General features: G+C 65.8%; 20 protein-coding genes and 1 pseudogene. 17 read left to right on the top strand and 4 right to left on the bottom strand.

Going from position 1 to position 25406, the window contains the following annotated elements; translation table 11 throughout:
* Positions 1–63 precede the first annotated feature (63 nt).
* Together ON20_RS00640 and ON20_RS00635 are read left to right on the top strand one after the other, a co-directional pair.
* Positions 64–915 (top strand): SDR family oxidoreductase, encoded by an 852-nt coding sequence (locus ON20_RS00640; RefSeq protein WP_040832844.1) that lies wholly within the window; start codon positions 64–66, stop codon positions 913–915.
* A 98-nt stretch (positions 916–1013) separates the two neighbouring features.
* Positions 1014–1634 (top strand): hypothetical protein, encoded by a 621-nt coding sequence (locus ON20_RS00635; protein ID WP_040832843.1) that lies wholly within the window; start codon positions 1014–1016, stop codon positions 1632–1634.
* A gap of 42 nt (positions 1635–1676) precedes the next feature.
* Here ON20_RS00635 and ON20_RS00630 read toward each other — a convergent pair whose 3' ends face one another.
* Positions 1677–3572 (bottom strand): glycosyltransferase, encoded by a 1896-nt coding sequence (locus ON20_RS00630; RefSeq protein ID WP_051161315.1) that lies wholly within the window; start codon positions 3570–3572, stop codon positions 1677–1679.
* Positions 3573–3651: 79 nt separating this feature from the next.
* The gene (locus tag ON20_RS00625; RefSeq protein WP_245546913.1) at positions 3652–4254 is read right to left on the bottom strand and encodes a GtrA family protein; all 603 of its coding nucleotides are present in this window, start codon (positions 4252–4254) and stop codon (positions 3652–3654) included.
* A 99-nt stretch (positions 4255–4353) separates the two neighbouring features.
* On the opposite strand from ON20_RS00625, the gene ON20_RS00620 reads away from it, so the two are divergent.
* A complete protein-coding gene (locus ON20_RS00620; protein ID WP_040832842.1) occupies positions 4354–5331 on the top strand; it encodes a glycosyltransferase in 978 nt (325 codons plus the stop codon).
* The gene (locus tag ON20_RS00615; RefSeq protein WP_083864420.1) at positions 5328–6935 is read left to right on the top strand and encodes a DUF2142 domain-containing protein; all 1608 of its coding nucleotides are present in this window, start codon (positions 5328–5330) and stop codon (positions 6933–6935) included. The genes ON20_RS00620 and ON20_RS00615 overlap by 4 nt, the downstream gene beginning before the upstream one ends.
* On the opposite strand, the gene rfbB is transcribed toward ON20_RS00615, so the two are convergent.
* The gene (gene rfbB / locus ON20_RS00610; protein ID WP_040832841.1) at positions 6919–7932 is read right to left on the bottom strand and encodes a dTDP-glucose 4,6-dehydratase; all 1014 of its coding nucleotides are present in this window, start codon (positions 7930–7932) and stop codon (positions 6919–6921) included. The two genes, ON20_RS00615 and rfbB, sit on opposite strands and share 17 nt — an antisense overlap.
* Before the next feature lie 326 nt (positions 7933–8258).
* Between rfbB and ON20_RS00605 the strand changes: the two genes are divergently transcribed.
* The 4 genes from ON20_RS00605 (at position 8259) to ON20_RS00585 (ending at position 11825) form a co-directional block, all read left to right on the top strand.
* On the top strand, positions 8259–8963 hold the full coding sequence (locus tag ON20_RS00605) for a DUF8020 domain-containing protein (protein WP_040832840.1): 705 nt from the start codon (positions 8259–8261) through the stop codon (positions 8961–8963).
* Between the two features lie 183 nt (positions 8964–9146).
* Positions 9147–10019 carry a glucose-1-phosphate thymidylyltransferase RfbA gene (gene rfbA / locus ON20_RS00600; protein WP_040832838.1) on the top strand — a complete coding sequence of 291 codons (873 nt, stop codon included), beginning with the start codon at positions 9147–9149 and terminating at the stop codon, positions 10017–10019.
* Between the two features lie 2 nt (positions 10020–10021).
* Entirely contained in the window at positions 10022–10591 is a 570-nt protein-coding gene (locus ON20_RS00595) for a dTDP-4-dehydrorhamnose 3,5-epimerase family protein (protein WP_040832836.1), read from the top strand.
* A gap of 739 nt (positions 10592–11330) precedes the next feature.
* Entirely contained in the window at positions 11331–11825 is a 495-nt protein-coding gene (locus ON20_RS00585; RefSeq protein WP_174361837.1) for a hypothetical protein, read from the top strand.
* Between the two features lie 111 nt (positions 11826–11936).
* Here ON20_RS00585 and ON20_RS00580 read toward each other — a convergent pair whose 3' ends face one another.
* Positions 11937–12488 (bottom strand): GtrA family protein, encoded by a 552-nt coding sequence (locus tag ON20_RS00580; protein ID WP_083864419.1) that lies wholly within the window; start codon positions 12486–12488, stop codon positions 11937–11939.
* 86 nt (positions 12489–12574) lie between these two features.
* Between ON20_RS00580 and dprE1 the strand changes: the two genes are divergently transcribed.
* The 9 genes and pseudogenes from dprE1 (at position 12575) to ON20_RS35965 (ending at position 24337) form a co-directional block, all read left to right on the top strand.
* The gene (gene dprE1 / locus ON20_RS00575) at positions 12575–14080 is read left to right on the top strand and encodes a decaprenylphosphoryl-beta-D-ribose oxidase (RefSeq protein WP_438803359.1); all 1506 of its coding nucleotides are present in this window, start codon (positions 12575–12577) and stop codon (positions 14078–14080) included.
* Complete coding sequence (gene dprE2, locus ON20_RS00570; RefSeq protein ID WP_040832834.1) at positions 14077–14838, top strand: decaprenylphospho-beta-D-erythro-pentofuranosid-2-ulose 2-reductase; 762 nt, start codon at positions 14077–14079, stop codon at positions 14836–14838. Before dprE1 ends, dprE2 begins: the two co-directional genes overlap by 4 nt.
* A 150-nt stretch (positions 14839–14988) precedes the next feature.
* Positions 14989–15213 (top strand): type II toxin-antitoxin system VapB family antitoxin, encoded by a 225-nt coding sequence (locus ON20_RS00565; RefSeq protein ID WP_040832832.1) that lies wholly within the window; start codon positions 14989–14991, stop codon positions 15211–15213.
* The gene (locus ON20_RS00560; protein WP_040832830.1) at positions 15210–15638 is read left to right on the top strand and encodes a PIN domain-containing protein; all 429 of its coding nucleotides are present in this window, start codon (positions 15210–15212) and stop codon (positions 15636–15638) included. The genes ON20_RS00565 and ON20_RS00560 overlap by 4 nt, the downstream gene beginning before the upstream one ends.
* 134 nt (positions 15639–15772) lie before the next feature.
* Complete coding sequence (locus ON20_RS00555) at positions 15773–17809, top strand: arabinofuranosyltransferase (protein WP_083864418.1); 2037 nt, start codon at positions 15773–15775, stop codon at positions 17807–17809.
* Positions 17810–18354: 545 nt separating this feature from the next.
* A pseudogene (locus tag ON20_RS00550) lies at positions 18355–19150 on the top strand (ATP-binding protein).
* Positions 19151–19328: 178 nt separating this feature from the next.
* Complete coding sequence (locus ON20_RS35970; protein WP_157228628.1) at positions 19329–20366, top strand: hypothetical protein; 1038 nt, start codon at positions 19329–19331, stop codon at positions 20364–20366.
* Between the two features lie 230 nt (positions 20367–20596).
* Positions 20597–23917 carry an arabinosyltransferase domain-containing protein gene (locus ON20_RS00540; RefSeq protein ID WP_040832828.1) on the top strand — a complete coding sequence of 1107 codons (3321 nt, stop codon included), beginning with the start codon at positions 20597–20599 and terminating at the stop codon, positions 23915–23917.
* A gap of 222 nt (positions 23918–24139) precedes the next feature.
* Positions 24140–24337 carry a hypothetical protein gene (locus tag ON20_RS35965; RefSeq protein ID WP_157228627.1) on the top strand — a complete coding sequence of 66 codons (198 nt, stop codon included), beginning with the start codon at positions 24140–24142 and terminating at the stop codon, positions 24335–24337.
* Positions 24338–25406: the final 1069 nt, after the last annotated feature.

The raw sequence follows: 25406 nt of genomic DNA, 5'->3' as shown, positions 1-25406 counted from the left end.
ACCTAGATCAGATGGTCCCGCCGCGGTCGGCCGACCGTGGCAGCGACGACAGGAGGGCAGGCAATGACCGACCCCACAGCGAAACCGCTGGCCGGCAGGACGGTGATCATGTCGGGTGGCAGCCGCGGTATCGGCCTGGAGATAGCCGGACGGGCCGCGGCCGACGGTGCGAACATCACCCTGATCGCCAAAACCGACCAGCCGCACCCCAAACTGCCCGGCACCATACACACGGCGGCGGCCGAGCTCGAGGCCGCGGGTGGGACGGTGCTGCCGTTCGTCGGCGATATCCGCGACGACGAGGCGGTCGCCGAGGCGGTGCGGCGGACCGCCGAGCGGTTCGGCGGCATCGATATCGTGGTCAACAACGCCTCGGCCATCGATCTGTCGCCCACCGAAACGCTGTCGATGAAGAAGTACGACCTGATGCAGGACATCAACTGCCGGGGCAGCTTCCTGCTGTCCAAGCTGAGCCTGCCGTACCTGCGCGAGTCCGCGAAGGCCGGGCGCAACCCGCACATCCTCACCCTTTCCCCGCCGCTGAACCTCGACCCGAAGTGGGCGGGTGCCTCGCTCGGCTACACCATCGCCAAATACGGCATGTCGCTGACCACGCTCGGCCTCGCCGAGGAGCTGAAGGGCGACGGCATCGGTGTGAACTCGCTGTGGCCGCGCACCACCATCGCCACCGCCGCGGTGCGCAACCTGCTCGGCGGCGATCAGATGATCGCCACCTCGCGCACCCCCGACATCTACGCCGACTCCGCCTACCTGGTGCTCACCTCGCCCGCCGAGAAGACCACCGGCAACTTCTTCATCGACGACGAGGTGCTCGCCGCCCACGGCATCACCGATCTCGACAAGTACCGCGCCGTCCCCGGCGACGCCGAACTCACCACCGATCTGTTCCTCTGAGTCCGAGGAGTCCTATTGCCCGGGGGAGCCGGGCGGAGAAGGGTGGAGGGTACCGGTGGCGCCACCGGGCGCTGCCTTGTGCAGAAAGGGGATGGATCGTGTTCGCGCGTTCTACCACTATTCAGGCGCAAACCTCCGCGATCGATACCGGCATTGCGCACATGCGCGACGAGGTCATGCCCGCGCTGGAAGGCATGGCCGGATGGGTCGGGCTGTCGCTGCTGATCGACCGGCAGTCCGGACGATGCATCGCCACCACCGCGTGGGAGTCCGAGGACGCGATGCGCGAGAGCGAGGCAACGGTTCGGTCGATCCGGGAACGCGCCGCCGAGATGTTCGGCGGCAGAAGTCGAACCGAGGAATGGGAGATCGCGGCTCTGCATCGTGAGCACCGCTCGCGGGAAGGTGCCTGCGTGCGCGCGATCTGGGTGGAGGGCGACCCGAATCGGGCCGACTCGACGATCGAGTCCTTCAAGTCCCGAGCGCTGCCCGGCATGGAGGAGCTCGAGGGGTTCTGCAGCGCGAGCCTGATGATCGACCGGGAATCCGGGCGCGGCGTCGCCAGCACCACGTTCGACAGCGCCGACGCGATGGACCGCAACCGCGAGCAGGCAGCGCAAATCCGCGAGGCCAACATCCGGCACGCGGGCATGCGCGTGCTCGACGTCGGTGAGTTCGAATTGGCACTCGCGCACCTGCGCGTACCCGAATTGGTGTGACCGCCCCGCGGCGCCGTCGTGGCGACGGCGCCACCGCTCGGCTCAGTCGTTGATGCCGTAGAGGCGCTCCCAGTTGGCGCGGCCGGTGAGTTCCGGCATGGCGGCACGATAGCGCTCCTGCAGGGCGGGCAGTTCGCGGCGCAGGCGGCGCAAGACGCGGAACGTGCGTAGCAGCAGCCGGCGCGCGCGGGCCTTGTCACGCTGTCTGACCCGGACCCCGGATTGCGAGGCATCGGTCACCACGACATGGTCGAACAGGGATACATGCCACCAGTGCGCGTCCTCGCGGGCGACCCCGACCAGCCCGTACTCGACCCGGCCGGTCCACTGCATGATCGCGCGCTTGATGAGCACCGCGAGAAGCCGGCTCGGTTCACCACCGGCCCGGCGGACCCGGATATCCGACGACGGCACCGGCGGGTTCGAGGCCGGGTGTTTGACGGTCTCCGGATAGTCGGCGCGGCTCGCCCTGGCCTTCGCCAGGGCGGCGAGTCCGCCGTCGGCCAGGATCTTCGGTCCCTCCAGGAAGTCCTCGATGCCCTGCAGGGTGGTGTGGGCGAGGCCGTACTGCATGGCGACCAGATATTCGGCCAGGTTGCGGAACAGCTGCCGGGTGACGGTCTTGGCGTCGAGGTTCGTGTGCAGGGCGCAGACGATCAGCGAGTTGCGGGTGCTGAAATACCGCGCCCAGTCGTCGAAATCCTTCCAGTAGAAATCCGCGTGCCATACCGCCGCGTTCGGCAGCGTCACCGTGGGGAAGCCGTGTTCGCGGGCGCGAACCCCGTATTCGACGTCGTCCCACTGGAAGAAGATCGGGATGGGCAGGCCGATCTTCGCGACCACCTCGGCCGGGATCAGGCAGGTCCACCAAGCGTTGTAACCGGCGTCGACGCGGCGTTCCTGATTGCGCTTGAGCATGCTGGTGTTGCGCAGCGCCTTGGGCACCTTCTGGCCGTGCATGAGCTTGCCCAGATGCACATCCTCGGCCCCGACATTGAGGTAGTCGGGGTTGAGCAGAAACAGCATCTGCGCACCGACCAGGGTCGGCTGGGTGGTGAGGTTGGCGAAGGCGTTGAGCCGTAGGACGGTCTCGGGCTCGCAGAGGATGTCGTCGTCCATCAGGATGACGTCGGCGTGCTCGTTGACCGCCGACACCTCGTACAGGCCGCGGGTGAAACCGCCCGCGCCACCCAGGTTCGGCTGCCGGATATAGCGCAGTTTGTCGCCGAAGACCGGGCGGGTGCTCTGGTAGAGCGGGCGGTCGGAGACCAGATCGGTGCCCTGGTCCACCACATACACCGCGTCGATGGCCGACAGTACGGTCGGGTCGGAGGCCAGTGCGGCAACGGTATGGGCGCAGTCCTCGGCACGGTTGAAGGTGCAGATGGCGATCGCGACCGGGCGCACATGTTCGGGCGCGGGCGCGGTCCAGGTCAGCTCGGAGACGGTGACCTCGCCGCCCACGGCATCGAACTCCAGCCACAGTGCGCCGCCGTCGACGTACTGGTCCAGCGGCGCGGACAGCGTCACCGGGCCGCCGGCGGTGACGTCGGCAGACGCGATGATGCGACGGTGACCGGCGATATCGGAGGCCACCAGGCGGACCCGGGCCCGGGCGGCGATATCGAGCACCATAGTGGTCTCGATATCGGTCACGGTGGTCCAGCGCTGCCAGTAGCTGGCGGCGAACCGGCCGAAGTAGGTGTTGGTGTGGGCGGTGGCGCCCTTCTCCAGCCGCAGGCTCAGCCGCTCACGCGATGACCGACCCTTCACGACCGCGTACAACTCGTCGCTCACTCTGGGCGACGGTCCCGTGAAGATGCCCCGCTGTAAGACCAGCCGGTCGGGTGCCCGGTGGTGCGCTGAGCGCAGCGACTCCGGCGCGACCGACGAGAGGTCGTTCGTTTCGGTAACTGTCTGCGTGGCCGACTGGTTCATGAAGTCCTCGAAATTCCTCATTGTGCCGACGGGACAAGCGTGGCGTCCCCGGATACAGTTCGCGGCGGGAGCGAGGATATCAATGAGCCACGCCGCGCGCCCGTTCGGTGACTCGGCGGTCGCTTTCCCCGGTGAATACGAACTTGTCGTAGGCCCAATATCGGAACAGCACCGCGAGAATCTGACCTATGAGCGTTCCGGAAATATTGTCCGCGACCGGGCCGGCCAGATCCAGGACATAGCGGGAAAAGCCGAGGCAGCCCAACTGCAGGCCGATCGCGATCACATTGACAACGGCGTACAGCAGATACTCGCGGGCGCGACTACCGCTCTTCTTATGGGAGAAGGTCCACCATTTGTTGCCGAAATAGGTGACCACGGTGGCCACCGCGATGGCGATGACCTTGGCGGGCAGCGGCGCGTGGTACAGCACACCCTCCCCGTCGAATACCGTCCCGCCCTCCCAGAACACCAGCAGGTTGTAGGTACCCGCGTCGACCACGAATCCGACGGCACCCACCACCAGGAATGCCGCGCCCCGGCGCAGCGCGGTGAACAGCCGGACGACCGGCGGGCGCGACACCGGCTCGCCGGAGGCCGCCGATCCGGAGACCGCCGATCCGTCCGGCGACGCGGATTCGGCATCGGTACCCGACACGGCCGGTGACTCACTGGTTGACACGAGGCCGACGGTACCGCAGCGACCTTGCGCGGCCGATGCCGCGCGAACCCTGTAGTCTCCCGATGTTCCGATATACCGCCGATCTCGAGGATTGACCGGGTGGATTCCACCGATCTCCGCATTGCCGCCGTGGTCCCCTGCCACAACGAAGAGGCTTCGGTCGCCAAGGTCGTCACCGACCTACAGGCCGCCGTACCGGGAATCGTTGTCTACGTCTACGACAACCTGAGCACGGACGCGACCGCCGAGAAAGCGCGCGCCGCCGGCGCCATCGTGCGCACGGAGCACGCCAAGGGCAAGGGCAATGTGGTGCGCCGCGCCTTCGCCGATATCGAGGCCGATGTGTACTTGATGATCGACGGCGACGACACCTACGAGGCGTCGGCGGCGCCGATGATGATCGAAACCCTACTCGAGGGCCCATACGACCATGTGCTGGGTATCCGGCAACAGGACGAGGGCGCCTCGGCGTATCGGGCCGGCCACGAGGCCGGCAACAAGGTGCTCAACGGCGTGGTCGGCAAGGTATTCGGCGAGAACGTCGAAGATATGCTCAGCGGTTTCCGGGTGTTCTCGCGCCGATTCGTCAAGAGTTTCCCGGCGGTCTCGCGGGAATTCGAGATCGAAACCGAACTGACCGTGCATTCATTGCATCTGCGAGTTCCGCAGACCTCGGTGCGAGTCGGATTCCGTGATCGTCCCGCGGGCAGCGAGAGCAAACTGCGCACCTATCACGACGGTTTCAAAATCCTCGCCCTGATCATCGGGTTGGCGCGCCACGAACGGCCGGTGGCGTTCTACGGCCTGTTCGGCACGCTGAGCTGGATTCTGTCGGTGGTGTTGAGCGTCCCGATCGTCGTCGAGTACTACAACACCCATCTGGTGCCGCGCTTCCCGACACTGTTCGGGGCCTTCACCCTGCTACTGCTCGGTTGCCTGGGCTGGACCGCGGGGCTGATCCTGGACGGTATCCGCCGGTCCCGGCACGAGGCCGCGCGCCTGGTGTATCTGCGCTATTCGGCTCCGGGCGCAGATGGCCCGCGTCGTCCGCGTTCCTCCGGCGGGGCCGCGCGTTGACCTCATCGACCGAGGGGACCGGCGCGACCGAGGAGCCGGCCCCGGTATCGGAGCACGACACCACCGGCGGCACCGACACCCCCGGGACCACCGGGACCGATGCCGAGACCCGAGCGGAAACGAATCTCCCCGCGGCCACCGCACCGGGGCGGTTCCGTTCGCTGTGGGCGGCCCTCGTCGCCCGCGTCGGCCCCGCGACACTGGCCTTCGCACTGCTCACCGGGTTCTTCGGCCTGGTGTTCACGGTGACCACCCCGGCCATGTGGGGTCATGACGAGATCACCCAATTCGGTCGCGCCTATCAGGTCGCCCACGGCGGTTTCCTGCCCACCGAGATCGAGGACCCGCGCGGTGTCGCCTATGGCGGTCCGGTGCCCGCGGCGATCGAGGTGCTCATGGGCTATTCCCTGAACGACTACACCCTGAACCCGGGAGAGCCCCATCCGATGGTGGCCAACCCGCATACCTACGACCGGCTCGAGGCCGCCGAGATCACCTCGGATATGCGGACGGTGTGGTTCACCAATACCGCGGCCTATTCAGCGGTTCCGTATGTTCCCGCCGCTCTCGGTATCCGCGCGGCCGAGCTGATCGGCACCGACGTGGGCGGTATGGTGCTGCTCACTCGGCTCGCCGGGCTGATCTCCTACCTGCTGGTGGTCGGCTTCGCGCTGTGGACGCTGCGCAGGTACCGGCTCCAGTGGCTGGTGTTCACCGTCGCGGTGCTGCCCATCGCGGTCTTCCAGGCCGGGACGGTCACCGCCGACACCCTGACCAACGCGTTGGCCATCCTGGTGTCGGCGCTGCTGGTGAAGGGTCTGTTCCTCGGCGCGGATCCGAACCGGACGGAAGTCGCCGCGCTGCTGGTCACCGCTCTCATCCTGCCGCTGTGCAAACCCACCTATGTGCTGCTCGCCCTGCTGATCGTGCTCATTCCGAGCAGCCGCCTGGGTCTGTCCGGATGGTCGCGCGCGCTACCGTGGGTTTTCGCGACGGCGGGCGCGATCGCCTTCGCGGTCTGGATGAAGATCGCCGCGCCTACGGGTGAGGGGACGAGCCTCATGCGTCCCCGGCACCAGTGGTACACGGTGCATCCGAATGAACAGCTGCGCAATATCCTCGGCGATCCCCTGGGCTTCCTCGATGTCTTCGGCGACAGTATTCTGCGGCGCGACCAGGAGTGGTTCACCGAGTTCTTCGGCGAACTCGGATTCGCCTATGTCGACGTCCCCGCCACCTCGATGGTCACCTGTCTGCTGGCGTTCGCGGTGAGCACCGGTATCGCGGAACGGTTGAGCTCACCCGATTTCCGGCGCACCCTGCTGGTGGCCCTGACCGTCGCCGCGGGTGTGGCCATGATCTACGTGACGCTGTACATGTCGTTCACGCCGGTCGACTACTACATCATCGACGGTGTGCAGGGCCGGTATTTCGTCCCCCTGGCGATCCTGGCGTTCGCGGTGCTGCTGCGGTGGATGCCGTTCCGGCTCACCGCCCCGGGCGAGCGTGCACCGGGCCGCGGTGCGGCGATCGCCGTGATCGTGGCGACCACCATCGCGCTGCTGGCCGCCGCGGCCAAATACCACCTCATCGTGTGGGGTTGATCGTTACCTCACCGGACTCGGCGTACGCGCGTTCGGTGGCGGCCTTGTAGGGACGCCACCAGGATTCGTGCTCGCGGTACCAGGCGATGGTGTCGACGAGGCCGGACCGAAAATCGACGTAGCGCGGCTTCCATCCGAGTTCGGCGCGCAGCGGGGTGGGATCGATGGCGTAGCGCTGATCGTGGCCCGCCCGGTCGGTGACATGGTCGAAATCGTCGGGGTCGCGGCCGAATTCCGCCAGGATCATGCCCACCACGGCGCGATTGTCGAGTTCACTCTCGGCGCCGATCAGATAGGTCCGGCCGATCTGCCCGCGTTCCAGGATGTCCCAGACCGCGCGGTTGTGGTCCTCGACGTGGATCCAGTCGCGGATCTGATGGCCGCCGCCGTACAGCCGCGGCCGCACCCCGTCGATGAGATTGGTGATCTGGCGTGGAATGAACTTCTCCACATGCTGGTACGGACCGTAGTTGTTCGAACAGTTCGACAGCGTGGCGCGGATATCGAAGGAGCGGACCCAGGCCCGGACGAGCATATCGCCGGCCGCCTTGGTCGCCGAATAGGGACTGGACGGGTTGTACGCGGTGCGCTCGGTGAACGGGGGATCCGCGGGCCCGAGATCACCGTAGACCTCGTCGGTGGAGACATGGTGATACCGCACCTTGTGTCTGCGCACGGCCTGCAGTAACGAGTAGCTGCCGACGATATTGGTCTGTACGAACGGCCACGGCTCGGTCAGCGAGTTGTCGTTGTGTGATTCGGCGGCGAAGTGGACCACCGCGTCGACCCCGCTGACCAGATCGTCGACCAGGTCCAGGTCGGCGATATCGCCGTGGATGAAGTCGATACGGTCGGCGACCGGGTCCAGGGACCGCCGGTTGCCCGCGTAGGTCAACGCGTCCAGCACGGTCACCGTCACATCCGGTCGCTCGGCGACGGTTTGCTGGACGAAGTTCGCTCCGATGAAGCCGGCCCCGCCGGTCACTAGCAGTCGCACCCTTGCAACTCTACGTCGACCGCCGCACCGCGCCGGTCGCTATGGCGGAAAGCATATGGCCAACAGCGAATATGTCCCGTGGGTAGCAGACCGCTCTGGTGTCGCGGTGGGTTGCCGCGACGTGAGATCCGCGGAACGCGCACCTCACTGGAGGTTTGCCGGCAGTGGGCGGGACCCGTTTGGTCAATAGATTTCGGCAACCTATCCTGTCCGAGCCCGGAGCTGTGAACAGAACGTGCGAGAACAGACACCTCTGCGTCACAAGCGTTTATCTCCGGCGGATTCGAATGGTTCCACTGTCATCTCCCCATATATGAGGTAAAACTATGCTGAGCAGAAGAATTGCCGTGACTTCCGCACTGTTGACCGCAGCCCTGGGTATGGGCACCGCAACGGTGCACGCAGCCCCTGCAGCGGAGCCGGTGCCCATCAACTTCACCGCACGGGCGGAAGGTGCGCAGTCGATCATCACCACCGATTCCGGCTCCATGGTGGTCGAGGACGGAACCTTCAAGATCAAGGCGACGGACGGCACCGTACTGGCCGGCACCCCACTCACGTTCCGCATCGACGATTTCGAACTGCCCATCGCGGCGGAGATCTCCGGCAACACCGCCACCCTCACCCCACAGCTGGACATCTCGAAAGCCGTCTACAAACCGGCCGCCCTGCCACATCAGGAGACGGCACCGTGGAAGACTCCCTACGACCGTGAGGTCGCAGCCTTCACCCGACTGAAGGACACCATCGCCACCGGGGCGGCCCTCGGTACCACCGTCGGCGCAGTGGGCGGCGCCGCCGTCGGTTGTGTTCTCGGCGGTATCGCGGGCGCCACCGTCGCCGCCGCGACGATCATCGGCCTGTTCGGGCCGTTCGTCCCCGCCGCGGTCATCGGCTGCCTCGGCGGCATCATCGCCGTCGGCGCGCTGGGCGCCGTCGCCGGTCAGCTGCTGGTGTCCGCACCGATCGCGATCGGGGCGTTCATCCAGTACTTCACCACGATCAACGAACCGTTCATCCCGGCCGAGTAACCGGCAGAAGACGAACGTCAGGCCCCGCCGCCCGATACACACCCATCGGACGGCGGGGTCTGCGGCGTCCCGGGACGATATCCGGCCGGTCCCCGGAAAGCCGAAGCCCGTACCGGCCGACCCGATATCCACCGGCCCGGCCGGCACCGCCCTGACGAGCGACTGCCGGCAGACTCGGTGAACATGCGCGGAATCATCTTGGCCGGGGGCACGGGATCACGGTTGCATCCGATCACGCGCGGGGTGAGCAAACAGCTCGTCCCGGTCTACGACAAGCCGATGGTCTACTATCCGCTGTCCACCCTCATGCTGGCGGGTATTCGCGACATCCTGGTGATCACCACCCCCGAGGACGCCGAGGCGTTCCACCGGCTGCTCGGCGACGGCTCGCAGTTCGGTATCGCCATCGACTACGTGGTGCAACCGGTGCCGGACGGGCTGGCCCGGGCCTTCGTCCTCGGCGCCGACCATATCGGCGCCGACCGGGTGGCACTGGTCCTCGGCGACAATATCTTCCACGGCCCCGGCCTCGGCACCAGCCTGGGCCGGTTCACCGAGATCGACGGCGGGGCCGTATTCGCCTATCGGGTCTCGGATCCGAGTGCCTACGGGGTGGTGGAATTCGCCGACGGCAAGGCCGTCTCCATCGAGGAGAAGCCGAAGGTGCCCCGGTCGAACTTCGCCATCCCCGGTCTGTACTTCTACGACAACGATGTGGTGTCCATCGCCCATGGGCTGCGGCCGTCGGGCCGGGGCGAATACGAGATCAGCGATATCAACCGCGCCTATCTGGAGGCGGGCAAACTGCACGTCGACGTGCTGGCCCGCGGTACCGCGTGGCTGGACACCGGCACCTTCGATTCACTGCTGGACGCCGCCAACTACGTCCGCACCATCGAGGAACGCCAAGGACTCAAGATCGGCGCCCCGGAGGAGGTCGCCTGGCGGATGGGCTTCATCGATGACGAACAGCTGTGCGCCCTGGCCGACCCGCTGATCCGCTCCGGCTACGGTAGATACCTGCTCGATCTGCTCGAGCACGGACGAAGTTGGTGAGCATGCAGTTCAGGGAAATGGCGATACCGGGTGCGTGGGTGTGCACGCCGCGCACCCTGCGCGACGAACGCGGTGGTTTCGCCGAAACGTTCAAGGCCTCGGAATTCGAGAAGGCCACCGGCCGCTCGTTCGATCTGCTCCAGGTGAACACCTCGGTCTCGGCCGCGGGTGTACTGCGCGGTATCCACTACACCGACGACCCGCCCGGTCAGGCGAAATATGTCGGCTGTGTGCGCGGCGCCTTCCTGGATGTCGTGGTGGACCTGCGGCCCGCCTCCCCTACCTTCGGCCGGTGGGACAGCGTGATCCTCGACGACGTCGACCGCCGTTCGGTGTTCCTGTCCGAGGGACTGGGCCACGCCGTGCTGTCGCTGGAGGACGGCTCCACCCTCACCTATCTGTGTTCGCTCGAATACACCCCCGAGTTCGACCACGATATCGACGCGTTCGACCCGGATCTGGCCATCGACTGGCCCACCACCGATCGGGCGGGACGGCCACTGCGGTACCTGCGCTCCGCCAAGGACGCGGCAGCGCCCCGGCTGGAAACGGTGGCCGCGACCGGACGCTGACCGGGTTCGGCGGTCATTTACGCGATCCGCGCCGAAAACGCCGGAACTGGACCGCCCGGGCATCTGCGGAGACCGGTTGACCGGTTCGGCCACCTCCGACAGCGCCTGGAACAGATCGTCGGCCGGCTCGCCGATATGTTCCACCCCCGTGGCCGGCCGGGACGCGTCCACCAGAGATCCGAACGGCGGCGACGGCCGACCCCAGCGGTACCGCCACCACGCCGGCGCATACCCCGGCCACACGGGGATCCGCCACATCGCCGTGATCAAGGCGACGGACGCACCGAACGCGAACAGCAGACCGTACTGGATAGGCCGGCGGCAGTAGCGTCCGCGTCGCGGGGCGAGCGAACCGGATATTCACTCGACCGCGCCTGGCCTCGACGGCCCGGGCCCGCAGTGCGCCGACCTCTGCGAGCCGTTCGGACTCGGCCCCGGACTCCTCGGCCGTATCTCCAACGGGCTCTTTCGATGACACCGGCGGCGCGGGCGAGTTCCCCATTTGCCGCGGGCCAACGGGGAACTCGTCATCGGACTCAGGGCCGTACCGGCATCCTCCCCGGATATTCGGACGGAATCCAACCGCCGGCCTGCCTTTTCCCCTATAGCACCGACTTATGGCACTCGCCAAGGAATGAGACGTATCCGACAGTCGTAAAAAATCCCCGAAACGGCGTAACACTTCGGATGCCTGTCGTCGATACGACCTACGAGTGCCGGATCTGATCTATACCGGGGAATGGAGATGACAGTGCGTACGACGTTTTCGACTTCTGTCTCGGCGGACGCCGTGTCCGCGGCTGCGCGGGCCTACACCGAGCGCGGCTGGACGGTTGCCGAAACGGCCAACGGCCTGTGCCTGATTACCGATGACGACCTGTCTGCCATCGAGGTCAGCGGGGAGTTGGCCGGTGAGGTGCGGCGTTTCCTGCGGGCGAACAACCTGACGGGGCCGGTGATCGAGATCCCGGGGCAGGAACATCGGGAAATCCACCTGGTCACCGGTATCCGCAAGGCCGCCATGGCGGTCGAGGCCCTGCGCGCGGCCGGCGCGGTCGTCCACACCGATGGCGCGGGTGTACCGCTGCCGCCCACCCATCTGTCCGCCGGTTCGGCCAGCTGGGGTGTGAGCCCCGACGAGGCCCGCTGGGTGCCTCCGGTGGTCGCCATCGGCGCCGCTGTGCGGTCCGCGCTGACTCGGCGTCGCGCACCTCTCACCAGCATCGCCTGCTGAGAGGAAGCTCGACCGGTCGGAGCGGCCCGCCCTTCGGACCCCCCATATCGGTGATCCACCAGCGCTCAGTGCCCGGCCCGACGACAACCGTGGGGCCGGGCACCACGCTGTTCAGCGGATTTTGAAGATCACCGCCCGCTGCACCACGAAGTTGATCACCGTCGCCGTACCCTGGGCCACCACGAAGGCCAGCGGCACCCGCCACCACAGCTGTTCGTCCAGGGCCCCATACACCAGCCAGTTGATTCCAACCTGCACCGCGAAGGTCACCGCGTACAGCACCACCACCGCGACGAAGCGGACCCGGCTGGGCGGCGCCTGGAACGTCCAGCGGCGGTTGATCAGATAAGCGGTCGTGGTTCCGGCGACGAAGCCGACGGCCTTGGCCGGATTGACCGGCAGACCCACCGCATTCAGAAGCAGTACATAGAGCCCGAAGTCCACCACCGCGGACAGTCCACCGGTCAGTACGAACCGGATGATCTGCGTTTTCAGATCGACCTGGGCTCCGCCGGGCTCGTCCGACAGCGGTATCTCGGCCGGGAGCGCCTGCGGGCCTGCATGGGGTTCGGTAGCGGCCGGTTCCTGGGTGGAGCGGGCCTCGGCGGAAGGCCCCCCGGCGGACCCCGGCGGACGGGGGGTGGCGTTGCTTTGTGCGGGCATCGACCGAAATGTACTTGTCGAAGGCATGGTGCACGACTCCTGGGGTCCGCACGATGAACCGGATTGCGGTGATACCTGTAGCCTCTATGCCGATGTCCACGAAAGCTCCGACCACCACGACCGGTGCCATGGGGACCGCAGGCAGCGACGACCGCGATACACAGGGTTCCGAGGGCGCGACAGCGTCTCCGGGGTCCGCCGCCACGCTGCCGACGCGGACCCGGACGCTGACCGGGTGGGGTCGCACCGCACCAACCTCCGCCGAAGTGCTCTCGACCAGCGATCCGGAAGTGATCGCCAAGGCCGTCGCCATGGTCGCCGAGGACAATGACGGCAAGCCCGCCCACCTGCGCCGCGGCGTCATCGCCCGCGGCCTGGGCCGTTCCTACGGCGACAATGCCCAGAACGCCGGCGGGCTGGTCGTCGACATGACCGCGCTGAGCAAGATCCACCGCATCGACCGGGACACCCGGATGGTGGATGTCGACGCGGGCGTGAACCTGGATCAGCTGATGAAGGCCGCGCTACCGTTCGGCCTGTGGGTTCCGGTACTACCCGGCACCCGGCAGGTCACCGTCGGCGGCGCCATCGGCTCCGACATCCACGGTAAGAACCATCACAGCGCGGGTAGCTTCGGCAACCACGTCCGCTCGATCGACCTGCTCACCGCCGACGGCGAAGTCCAGCACATCACACCCAGGAAGAACGCCAAGCTATTCTGGGCGACCATCGGCGGCTGCGGCCTGACCGGCATCATCCTGCGCGCGACCATCGAGATGACGCCGACGGAGACCGCGTACTTCATCGCCGACGGCGATGTAACGGCCGATCTGGACGAGACCATCGCCTTCCACAGCGACGGCTCCGAGGACCGCTACGAGTACAGCTCGGCCTGGTTCGACGCGATCAGCCCGATGCCGAAACTGGGCCGCGCGGCCATCTCCCGCGGCAACCTGGCGAAACTGGACGAGCTGCCGAAGAAACTGCGCAAGAACCCCCTGCGGTTCAACGGCAAAACATTCTTCACCCTGCCCGATATCTTCCCGAACGGGCTGGCCAACAAGTACACCTTCACCCCGATCGGCGAGCTCTGGTACCGCAAATCGGGCACCTATCGCGGCAAGGTGCAGAACCTGACGCAGTTCTATCACCCGCTGGACATGCTGGGTGAATGGAACCGTGGCTACGGCTCCAACGGCTTCCTGCAGTACCAGTTCGTGGTACCTCCGGAGTCGGTGGACGAGTTCAAGCGCATCATCATCGACATCCAGGGGTCCGGGTTCTATTCCTTCCTGAACGTCTTCAAACTGTTCGGGCCGGGTAACCAGGCGCCGCTGAGCTTCCCGATGCCGGGCTGGAACATCTGCGTCGACTTCCCCATCGCACCCGGACTCAACGAGTTCGTCACCGAACTGGACAATCGGGTGTTGGAGTTCGGCGGTCGGCTGTACACCGGTAAGGATTCGCGCACGACCGCCGAGACCTTCCACCGGATGTACCCGCGGCTCGAGGAGTGGATCCAGGTCCGCCGGAGTGTCGATCCCACAGGCGTTTTCATGTCCGATATGGCGAGAAGACTGGAGCTCCAGTGATCAATGCCGTTGGCAACCCGCAGACCATTCTGCTGCTCGGCGGAACCTCCGAGATCGGTCTGGCGATCTGCGCCGAGTATCTGAAGAAGGGCCCCGCCCGGATCGTGCTGGCCGCGCTGCCGGGCGATCCGCTGCGGGAGAGCGCGGTCGAGCAGATGAAGGCCGCCGGTGCGAACGAGGTCGACGTGATCGATTTCGACGCGCTCGATACCGACAGCCACCCGAAGGTGATCGAGGCCGCCTGGGACCGCGGTGATATCGATGTCGCGATCGTGGCCTTCGCGCTGGACGGCGACGCTGAGGAACTGTGGCAGAACCAGGCCAAGGCCGTGCGGGTCGCCGGCGTCAACTACACGGCCGGTATCTCGGTGGGTGTGCTGGTCGGCGAGAAGATGAAGGCCCAGGGTTTCGGCCGCATCATCACCATGTCGTCGGTGGCCGGGGAACGGGTGCGCCGGTCCAACTTCGTGTACGGCTCCACCAAGGCGGGCCTGGACGGGTTCTACCTCGGGCTCGGTGAGGCCCTGCGGCCGCACGGGGTGCGCGTTCTGGTCGTCCGCCCCGGACAGGTGCGCACCAGGTTCAGCGCGCACGTCAAGGAGGCGCCGCTGACCGTCGACAAGGAAGAAGTCGCGGCACTCGCGATTTCGGCGTCGCAGAAGGGCAAGGAGATCATCTGGGCGCCCGGCGCGTTCCGCTTCGTGATGATGATCCTGCGTCATATCCCGCGCCCGATCTTCCGCAGGCTGCCCATCTGAATCGCCCACTCATTCGAGGCCGCGCATCGTCAGGATGCGCGGCCTCGCTTATCGAGGTCGCCCACGGAAACCAGCGAGAGGTGCTCAACAGCTCCTGGATGTACAATTTTGCTGTCAGTTTCTGCGTGAAAATGTACAGGAGGCTCGATAATGTCACTAACCCATATCGACATCGATGACGAGGCTCTGGAGACGGCGAAGAAGCTGGGCGGCCACAAGACCAAAACAGCGGCTGTCGCCGAAGCGCTGCGCCAATACAATCAACGCCTGTCACGCGCCGCCGCAGTCGACTACTACTTCGAACTGGCACGCGATTGGGATATCGAAGGAGCCGAGGCCGCTCACGCCGCCGAGAAGCGGCGATACAAATCGTGACCACGTATCTGATCGATTCCTCGGCCCTGTGGCGGCTGCTGCGAAACCGAGCTGTGCTGGATCGTTGGCGGGCGCTTCTGGCGGAGGGCGTGTTTCGTTCCTGCTACCCGCAGCGTAGCGAGTTTCTGGTATCGGCACGAAGCCTGAAGGAGTACTCCGACCACTGCCGGATGTTCGACACGCTGTACCGGGATGTCGCGGTACCGAAATCGGCCGGTCAGTGGATCTCCGGCCTGCAGTATCGTGCGGCCGAGCAGGGATGTCATCAGTGTCTGTCCGCGGTAGATCTGCAGGTCTGCGCTACCGCCGCCTACCACGGGCTGGTGATCGTGCACGACGATGCGGACTTCCGCACCGCGACACGACTGGCCACCGAACTCGAGCAGGTCAATGTGCACGATGGCCCGCTGGACGAGTCGATGTGATGTGGTCGATGGTGCCCACCAGAGCTGTACTTCCCAAAAGCACAGTCGATCCGGCACAGAACCATGACACCGATGCTCCACTAGGCTGACCCGGACGTGAAGGCGGATGGACGGAGCCGGAGGTTGGCGCGCCGATGACGAACGAGAAGGGGCGACTGGGACCGCTGGTGCACCGGGTCGGAGCCGGTATCGGCGAGGCGGTAGCAGCGGCCGTGGTCGCCGTAGTGGTGACAGTGGTTGGGCTGGTTGCCTTTTCGTTGGTCGGCTGGCCCGCGTTCAATTCGTCGAATGTCACGCGGGCACTCACCACGCTCGGTCAGGTCGTGGCCGTGGCATTCGTGGCGGGCGCGATTGCACTGCTGCGGATGCGGCGGGCACGGTGGGTGGCGAAGCTGCTGTCCTGGGCGGGTATCGCCACCTTCGTCACGGTGACCCTCGGAATGCCGCTGGCCGCCACCAAGCTGTATCTGTTCGGGGTTTCGGTGGACCAGGAGTTTCGCACCGAGTACCTCACCCGGCTCACCGACAGCGCGGCACTGCGCGATATGACCTACGCCGATCTGCCGCCGTTCTACCCGGCAGGCTGGTTCTGGGTCGGCGGGCGGGTCGCCGACCTACTCGGCATGGACGGCTGGGAAGTGTTCAAGCCGTATGCGATCGGTTCGATCGCGGTGGCCGCGGTGATTGCGCTGGTGCTGTGGTCGCAGTTGGTGCGCGCGGACTGGGCGGTGGGGGTCGCCGCGGCCGTCACGGCCGTCACGGTGGCCTATGCCTCGCCCGAGGCCTACGGCGCGGTCATCGCGGTACTCCTGCCACCGGTTCTGGTCATGGCCTGGGGCGCCCTGCACCGACCCGCCGAATACGCCCCGGGGAAGGCCCCATCGGAGAATTCGGGCGCGACGGCCGGCGGCTGGGGCGCCGCGCTCGGCACCGGTCTGTTTCTCGGGCTCGCGGCCGTCTGCTACACCCTGTACTTCGCCTTCGCGGTGTTCACCGTCGTCCTGATGGCGGTGATCGCCGTCGGGCTCGCCGTCTACTCGTATCGCGTCGCCGCGCGGATACGGCGGCCCACCGGCGGTGAACCGGTGGGCGACCTCCGCCGGGCCGCGCTCGCCCCGCTGCCGCGACTGATCCTCATGGGTGTCGTCGCCGCGGCGATCGGCCTCACCGTCTACCTGCCGTTCCTGCTGCGGTTGCTCGAGGGCACCGGTGCGCGGTCCGGGACCGCCTTCCACTACCTGCCTGAATCGGGTGCCCATCTGCCGCTGCCGATGACGAGCCTCTCACTGCTCGGCGGACTGTGCCTGATCGGCACGCTGTGGCTGGTACTACGAGCCGGGTCGTCCCGGCGGGCCCAGTCGCTCGGTATCGGAGTGCTCGCGGTCTACCTGTGGTCGCTGCTGTCCATGGCGGCCACGGCGGCGGGAACCACCCTGCTGTCCTTCCGACTGGAACCGATACTGCTGGTGTTGCTGGCCGCGGCGGGCGGCTTCGGATTCGTGGAGGGGGCGCGGGCGGCCTATCAGGCGTTCAACGAGCCGGGTCGGTTCCGATGGGCCGTGGTGGCTGTGGGCACCATCGGCGCGCTTGCCTTCACCCAGGACATTCCTCGGGTACTGGCCGCTGAGATCACCACCGCTTACACCGACACCGACGGCGATGGTGTCCGCGCCGACCGACGCGACCCCTCGGCCGAGGTGCACTACCGCGAGATCGATACCACGCTGCGGGAACAGACCGGTCGGGAGCGCTCCGATACCGTGGTGCTCACCGGCGACACCACCTTCCTCGCCTTCTACCCCTATTTCGGCTTCCAGGGGATGACCTCGCACTACGCCAATCCGCTCGCCGATTTCGCCGACCGGTCCGCCGCAATAAAGGAGTGGAGCGGCCTCGAGACGCCCGACCGGCTGCTCGACGCCATGGCCTCGGCACCCTGGCGGGCCCCGGACGCGTTCCTGTTCCGTCGCAGCGGTGAGAACTACACGCTGCGGCTCACCGAGGATGTCTACCCGAACGATCCGAATGTGCGGCGATTCACCGTCGCCTTCCCCCGGCAAGTGTTCGAGGATTCGCGTTTCACCAGCACGGATATCGGGCCGTTCACCCTCATCGTGATGCGACGCCAGACCGGCCCGGCGGGGGCGGATTCGACTGCCGGAAACCGATGAAACGGTCACCGGCACACTCCGCGAAAATGGACGCGTTCTCTCGGTCTGTGGGCAACCGCTCCCGGTTGTGGGCCGGTTACCGGATGGGTGCGGTAGGCGGCTGTGGTTCTCCGTCCAACATCTTCGGCGGTGGTTGTTCGTGAATATCGACGGCACCTGGGGTGTCGGTGGAGGCGGTGTCCACCAATTTTGACGGCAGCCGAGGTGGACCTGTGACAGAATTCAGGGCGCTGCGGAAGGAGCACATCTGTACCGGGTATATCAAGGGTGGAGCTGTATGCGACGATCCGCCGGGGTTTTCTCATGCGGGTGTGTCGAAGCGGATGTTGCAGCGCAAGTACCAGGTGGGGAGGCGGTCGCCATGGAGGCCCGCGGAGTCGTCGATACCGACCACCGGGCCGACGGTTTGCGTGAGCGGGTTGTTGACCGGCCACCGGTGACTTCGCTGACGGTGTGCCGGTTGGCGCAGCTGCCCCCCGACGCCCGACCGCTGCCGTCGGTCGAGGTCTATGACCGATTACTGCGGCCGAAACCCCGGCGAGAGGATGACCATGCCCCGCCGCCGCGGGCCGACCGAGCAGGCCGTCGATGCCGCGGTCGACACCGCCTGCCGGATGCTGCGCCTGCCCACGATCCGTTCCCGGTTCGAGGAGTCGACCGGTGCCGCCGAACACGAGCAGCAGAGCTACCGCGGGTTTCTGGCCGAGTTGTTGATGGCCGAGCGCGACGACCGCGCCCGCCGTCGCATCAAAGTCACCCGGTTCCCGCGTGAGAATTATTTGCGCACATTCGATTTCGATGCCAACCCCGATATCAACCCGGCGATGATCCACACCCCGGCGAAATGCGACTGGGTCCGTAAAGGTGTACCTTTGTGTTCGATCGGCGTCCCCGGCGGCGGGAAACCGCATCTATTCATCGCACTCGGTACCGAAGCGGCGACGGCCGGGTGCCGAGTGAAATACACCCTCGATACCAAACTGATCAAAGAGTTGGTCGAAGCCGCCGACGACAGGATATCGACCGAGACCATCGCCCGTTACGGACGGGTCGACCTGTTGCGCATCGACGAGCTCGGATATATGGATTTGGACAAACGCGGCACCGAACTATTGTTTCAGGTGTTGACCGAACGTGAGGAAAGAACAGCGTCGCGATCGCTTCCAACGACAGCTTCGGGTCGTGGACGAAACGTTCAACGATTCGAGACTGTACGCCGCCGCCGTCGACCGACTCGCTTTCGGCGGCAACATCGTCGAACCGGCATCGGATCCTACCGTCTCACCTACATCAAGCCACCGCCATCGCCCACCCTCGATAACAGACGACGACGTGGCATAGGACGGTATGAGGTGGTATCGGTGTAAGCGGCGAAATCAGTCCAGGACAAAGCGGGAAGTTGGAAGACCGGAGATCCGGCCACGCCAAAATTATCGACCGACCCACTGCATCCGACATCCGACAATCAGCACACCGGGTCATTTCGGTGAATCCGGGCTCAATCATCAATGGTAGGAGAATGAGGAAACTCAACGATATCGGCGCAGCCATCAAGGAAATTTTGATTAGAGAAATCCCAAGAGGTACGCATTCTTTGTCGGAAAGCTGGAAAAATTTTACCCGGACCCTCAGAGGGGGCGCACGGGAAATCACGGGAAAGGACGGTGATATTTCTTTCGAAGTGAACAAGCACAACCGCGAAAGTGGTCCGAGCAACCCATCGGGGGGTGTCCAGAGACTGGCCGGCAACAGTAAGGATCGCACCCCGCATCGGGTGGCGAGGTCTACCTCCGGTGACAGTATCTTCGTCGGGATAGTCCACCGTACGGACCCCGCTGATCCCCAATCGAAGGCATTCGGCAACCTCGTCCACGACTGGCTCGACCACACGAAAAGCCGCGACCGTATATTCCGCGTCGAAGGCAGGGTTCGACAGCCGGGTCCCACGGAGGAGGCTTCTCTGGCCGCAGGCGATGACACTGTTCGTCTGGCGTATCTGGCCGACAGGCACGGCGTTCCCATCAAATCACTGGAGGAAGATTACCATGATCAAGCACTTTGGCTGATCGAAGAAAAGGGGCATGATCCGGCGACTGTATTCACTTATTACGTCTTGCGTCGGATACCGCAGGCGCTTCGCGCACAGGAGGGTCATCGACCGGACCTGAAAGAGCACCTGCGGGAAACTATGGACATACATTCCACTTTTCTGCCGGACGATGTCGACAAGCAAGAATTGTTCAAGAAAGCAATGGAAAGGCTTTATCCAGAGAGGGAAAAATCTCCATTCGAATTCAATGAGTCAGACGAAGATTGGTTGTTGCGGGAAACGGTTGACATGCTGGCAGGAAGGCCTGTGGAGACTCCGGTCCAACAGGTAGCGGCGGATACCCATGATCGCAGGCGGGAGTATGCGGCTCAGTTGATTCGTGAGGATATGGCCGAAGGTAAGGAGGTTTTCGGGATATTCGGCGAACCTCACTTCGATAAAATTACTTCAATGATGAGGAACGAGTTCCCGGAAAGGAATGTCACCCTGCTCGAAGACGCACAATGATACTACACCAGAGTTCTGGGCGACGCATCGGCACCCACACCCAGCGATGATGAAAACGCAGACACAAAAAAGCTTTCGATGATCAGGATTCGACAACCGTGATCATCACCTGGAGAACCCACTGGGCACGAACCTGCAGTGACCGCGGCGCGGGGGGTGTGGCCCCGGCCCACACCGTGGGCTCCGGAGGCGGCGCCCGATGCGTACGGGGCAGGCCATAGAGTCTCCCCGTGCGACCGGAACGAACCCCTCGAGCATCCACCCGTCTCCGCCTGATCGCCCTCATCTCCGGGCTTCTCGGATTCGTACTGGCACTGCTGACGCCGCTGCTTCCGGTACGGCAGGACCACGCCGCCCTGGACTGGCCGCAGGCGGGGGCGACCAGTGTCGAGGCTCCGCTGGTGAGTTATCAGCCGCTGCGGATGGAGCTCACGGTGCCGTGCCCGGTCGTGTGGGAAGCCACCGGCACTCTGGTCTCGACCGTTCCGGTCGATTCGGGACAGGCCTCGTCGCGAGGCCTGGTGGTCGCGGTGAACGACGACACCCTGTCGGTGTTGCTGCGCGATGTGCCGCTGCTCTCGGCCGGCCGCGACGATCTCGCGAACTGCGAATCGGTCACCGTGACCTCGACGGCGGCGGCGACCACGGCGGAGGTCGTCGGCGCGCGGCGGGCGGACGGGACGCCGTTCACCGCCCGGGTGGATCGGGATATCCGGCCGCAGCTGGTCGGGGTGTTCACCGAGCCGGGCGCCGACCGGCTCGACGGTATCCGGTTGCACGCCGACCTCGACTCCCGATTCACCTCCTCACCTGCCCCGCTGAAACTTGCCGCGGTGATCGCGGCGGCGCTGTGCACGGTGATCGCGTTGATCGCCCTGCACCTGCTCGACACCGCCGACGGGCGGCGGGCGCGGCGCTTCCTACCCGCCCACTGGTGGCGGTTCGGGCTCGCCGATATCGCGATACTCGGCACCCTCGTCGGTTGGTATCTCTTCGGCGCCAACACTTCCGACGACGGATACATCCTGAATATGGCGCGCACCGTCGACCGCTCCGGATACCTGGCCAACTACTACCGCTGGTTCGGGGTGCCGGAAGCACCGTTCGGCTGGTCGTATGAGGTATTGGGCTGGATGTCGCGGGTCTCCGACGCGAGCCCGTGGATACGGCTGCCCACGCTGGTCGCGGGGATCGTCTGCTGGATGGTGATCAGCCGCGAGGTGCTGCCCCGGCTGGGCGCCCGGATACGCGACAACAAGGTGGCGCTGTGGACCGCCGGACTGGTGTTCCTCGCCGTCTGGCTCCCCTACGACAACGGCCTGCGCCCGGAACCGCTCATCGCCGCGGGTGCGCTGCTGACCTGGTGCTCCATCGAACGCGCCATCGCCACCGCGCGGCTGCTGCCCGCCGCCGTCGCGGTGCTCATCGCGGCCTTCTCGCTGGCCGCCGGTCCCACCGGGCTCATCTGTATCGCGGCGCTGATCGCCGGATCCCGACCCGTTCTGCAGATCATCGTGAAACGGAGCGGCACCGCTCCGGGCACGGTACTGCGGTATGCGGCGCTGATCGCCCCGGGGCTGGCGGCCGGAGCACTGGTGCTGGTGGTGATCTTCGCGGACCAGACCCTGTCCACGGTGCTGGAGGCCACCCGGGTGCGCACCATCGTCGGCCCGAACGTGGCGTGGTTCGACGAACGCACCCGCTGGGATTCGCTGCTCATGCTGTCCCCGGACGGCTCGCTTGCCCGCCGGTTCGGCGTACTGCTCATGCTGCTCTGTCTGCTGGTGTGCGTTCTGCAGGTACTGCGCAAGGGACGGATTCCGGGGACGTCGCGCGGGCCGTCGGTACGCATTCTCGGCATCGTGTTCGCGTCACTGCTGCTGATGATGTTCACACCGACGAAGTGGACTCATCATTTCGGCGTGTACGCGGGCCTGGCCGGGTCGCTGGCCGCCCTGGCCGCGGTCGCGGTGGGCACCAACGGCATCCGTGCCCCGCGCAACCGAGCGCTGTTCGCCGCCGCGGTGCTGTTCCTGCTGGCGATCACCTTCACCGGATCCAATGGCTGGTGGTACGTCTCCAGCTACGGTGTCCCGTGGTGGGACAAGGCACCGATGGTGGCGGGCAAGGGCTTTTCCACCCTGTTCCTCGGGCTCAGCGGATTGGCGCTGCTGGTCGCGCTCTGGCTGCACTACCGTGCCGGATGGGCGGCCGCGCTACGCCTGCGTGGTGACGCTGCGCTGCCTCCTGCGGCGCCGGCGCACGGCCGCGGTGCGCCTTACCGCAATGGTCCGCCGTCCCGGACGGCGCGCTACGCCTCTGCCCCGCTGACCGTTGCCGCCGCGCTGCTGGTGCTGTTCGAGGTGGCCTCGCTGACCAAGGCGGCGGTGGGCCAGTATCCGGCGTATTCCATCGCCAAATCGAATCTGCGCTCCCTGGCCGGTGCTCCGTGTGCACTCGCCGACGACGTCCTGGTGGAGACCGATACCGCCGATTCGCTGCTGCTCCCCTATGCGGGCGCGCCGGCGGACGGGCTGATCTCCACCGACCCCGACGCACGCACAACGGGTTTCACCCCGAACGGTGTCGCACGCGACCTGACCGCCGACGCCGAGGAAACAGTGAGCGGCAGCGCGAACTCGGTCGAATCGGATACCGAGAACAAGACCACCGACACCACCGGCGCGGGCACCGGCGGCGGTACCACCGTCGAACCGGGAATCAACGGGTCCACGGTGGCGTTGCCGTTCGGGCTCGACCCGGCCCGAACCCCCGTGCTCGGCAGCTATCGACAGGGTGAGCAGCAGCAGGCGAAGCTCACCTCGCAGTGGTATCGACTGGATCTGTCCGACAGTATGCGTGCCGACCCGGCCTACCAGGTGCTCGCCGTCACCGCCGCGGGGCGGATCAGGTCGGTCGACGCCGACGGTGTGGTCACCTATGGCCAGGAACTGCTGCTGGAGTACGGCACCCGCGCCGCGGACGGGTCCGTGCGGGTGCTGGGTTCGGTGACTCCGCTCGATATCGGCCCGGCGCCGTCCTGGCGGAACCTGCGGGTGCCGCTGGACCGGCTGCCGCACGAGGTGAACGCGGTGCGACTGGTCGCGGTGGACAACGACATCACCGAACGACAGTGGCTGGCGGTGACGCCGCCACGGCTGCCGCGCCTGGCCACTCTCGATTCCGTGGTGGGACACACCGATCCGGTGCTGCTGGACTGGCATGTCGGGCTGGCCTTCCCCTGCCAGCGCCCGTTCGACCACCACGACGGCATCGCCGAGATCCCCCGCTACCGCATCCTGCCCGACCGGATCGGTTCCGATGCCTCCAACGCCTGGCAGGACCATATCGGCGGCGGCCCGCTGGGCTGGACGGAACTGCTGTTGCGGGCCGAGACCGTCCCCGGCTATCTGCGCGACGACTGGGGCCGTGACTGGGGTTCGCTGGAACGGTTCACCCCGTATGTACCCGGCGCCCGGACCGCGGTGGCAACGGCGAATGTGCGAACCCGGATGGGATGGGAGACCGACGACCCGATCCGAGTCCGGTGAACTGGGCGGATAGGGGCCGACCTGCGCCGCCGAGGTGACACCGCCCTACCGCCGCCGCTCGGCCGGTGCGCTGCGTGACCGAACCGCGCCTCGATGGTGGCGCTGCGCCACCGTCTCCGGTGTCACGCCCGCTTTGTTCGGTTCGGAGCGCACCGAACCGAAAAACCGCTGTGGGCTTCTTCACAGTTTGAAACCCTCCCAGGTGAGGGAACGAGCGGCCGGGTGACGGAATCCGCATCCACTCGTAACCTGAGCTTCATGGCGGCGAAATTCGATGACATGAACCTGCGCGATCTCGTCGGACTGCTCACCGAGGAAGAACAGCGCGAGCTGCGTCCTTCGGTGCTACGGGTACTCAACCGGCTACCCGACCCGGAAGTGCTGCGCCGTGAGCTCAATATGCGCATGGCGCGCGTCTGACGCGCCGGACACCGAACGCGGGTACCCGCCTCGACGGATCTCCCCTACGACCCAGCGGCCGAACACCGCAGGCCCGGCGCAGCACCGGCTCGAAGGTACAGTTCGGCCGCGAATTCGACATCACCGCTTCAGCACTGTGGGCCGTCGCCCCGGATGATTCATCCGGGGCGACGGCCCACAGTGCTTCACGCACAGATTCCCGCCAGGGTTCCGCGCCGCCCATACAACCCGTACCGCGTGGAACCCGGGCCACCACTTCAAGCACCCGTAGCTTGCTTGGTCCGAGCGCCCTGCACAGCCGCCTTCGCCGAACTCGGCCCGAGTCCGGGACTATACGCCCGCTTCGACCGGCACGTCCCACACGGCTTGCTCGGTCGTGCATTCATAGCGGATGCACAACCGGTAGAGCTGCATGATGCGATGCGCGCTCGGCTACCGGGGACGCAGCCACGGTTAACCCATAAGCCGCCATAGGCCGGTCTCCGACGTGAATGTGCCCAGTTCGAGTGGATGCACCCAGAGGCGGTGGGGATCCGAGGTGGTCTTGTTCGATGCGGACGCGAACGCTGGGTAAGGTGCGCGTCATCACGTTGATCTTCTCTGGGGGTACTTGGCTCGACCCACGCCCAACGGTTCACCGAATCGCAACCGAACCAGAGGCCCGTCACCGCCCACACCCATGACCTGCGGTTTTCCTCTTTCGAGCTTACCCGGCCCGCTTCCATACAGCACAACAGAAAAAGACTTGATAGTCTCTTTTACGGCGTTCCCGGGTTCCTCGAAATCCGTGCAATGTTGACGGCTTGCGTTGACAGTGGCCCCAGACCCCCGCGAACTCCGAGCTGTATTTGAGTGGAGAAGGGCCGATAGATCAAAGAAATTCGCAGGGCCCTGATCGAGTTTGCCAGGCAGCTTGGAGTGGATGCCAAGAAAATGGTCGACGCCATCGCGAACGGCGAGTACAGGGAAAAATTTATACACCCCTCCAGGGAAATTTCCCACCAAAAGGTCGACGATGACCGGCACTCCGCGGACATACTCGACAGAGCCGACAAAATGGGTTACGAGA

It is taken from the genome of Nocardia brevicatena NBRC 12119 (assembly GCF_000308495.1).
Taxonomy (GTDB): domain Bacteria; phylum Actinomycetota; class Actinomycetes; order Mycobacteriales; family Mycobacteriaceae; genus Nocardia; species Nocardia brevicatena.
Note: the sequence above shows the minus strand (reverse complement) of the source record. Positions and strands in the feature narration are given on the sequence as shown.